This window comes from Amycolatopsis kentuckyensis (assembly GCF_002155975.1).
In the GTDB taxonomy this organism is placed as follows: Bacteria; Actinomycetota; Actinomycetes; order Mycobacteriales; family Pseudonocardiaceae; genus Amycolatopsis; species Amycolatopsis kentuckyensis.
The window spans coordinates 1-808 of record NZ_MUMI01000742.1 but is presented as its reverse complement, the minus strand read 5'-3'; the positions used below and the strand labels follow the sequence as shown (position 1 = coordinate 808).

Annotated in this window: 1 protein-coding gene; it reads left to right on the top strand. The window is 66.3% G+C overall.

What is annotated here, in order from left to right; genetic code table 11:
* A partial coding sequence (locus CCN39_RS47015) for a glycoside hydrolase 43 family protein (RefSeq protein WP_143264451.1) occupies nucleotides 1-808 on the top strand: 808 nt, incomplete at both ends.

Here is an 808-nt window from a genome sequence, read left to right as displayed (position 1 = left end):
ACGACCCCCACCACCACGACCACCCCGAACCAGCCGTCGACGTTCACCAACCCGGTGCTGTGGCAGGACTTCGCCGACGTCGACATCATCCGGGTCGGCAACGCCTACTACTACTCCGCCTCGACGATGCACTACTCCCCCGGCGCGCCGATCCTGCGCTCCTACGACCTGGTGAACTGGGAGTTCGCCGGCCACTCCGTGCCCAAGCTGGACTTCGGCGCGAAGTACGACATGAGCGGCGGACGCGGGTACGTCCGCGGGATCTGGGCGTCGTTCTTCAACCACCGCGCCAGCAACGACACGTACTACTGGGGCGGCTGCATCGACTTCGCCAAGACCTACATCTACACCGCCACCGCCGTGGACGGCACCTGGTCGAAGCACACGACGATCGACAAGTGCTACTACGACGCCGGCATGCTCGTCGACGACGACGACACGATGTACGTCGCCTACGGCAACACCACCCTCAGCGTCGCCCAGCTCTCCAAGGACGGGAAGACCGAAGTCCGCTCGCAGCAGGTCTTCCAGACGCCGTCGAACATCGGCACGCTCGAAGGTTCCCGGTTCTACAAGCGGAACGGCAGCTACTACATCTTCGTGACCCGCCCGGCCAACGGCCAGTACATCCTCAAGGCCAGCAGTCCTTGGGGGCCCTACACCATCCAGCAGGTGCTGCTGGACCTGCCGGGCCCGATCTCCGGCGGCGGCGTCCCGCACCAGGGCGGCCTGGTGCAGACGCAGAACGGCGACTGGTACTACCTGGCCTTCGTCGACGCCTACCCCGGCGGCCGCGTCCCCGCGCTCG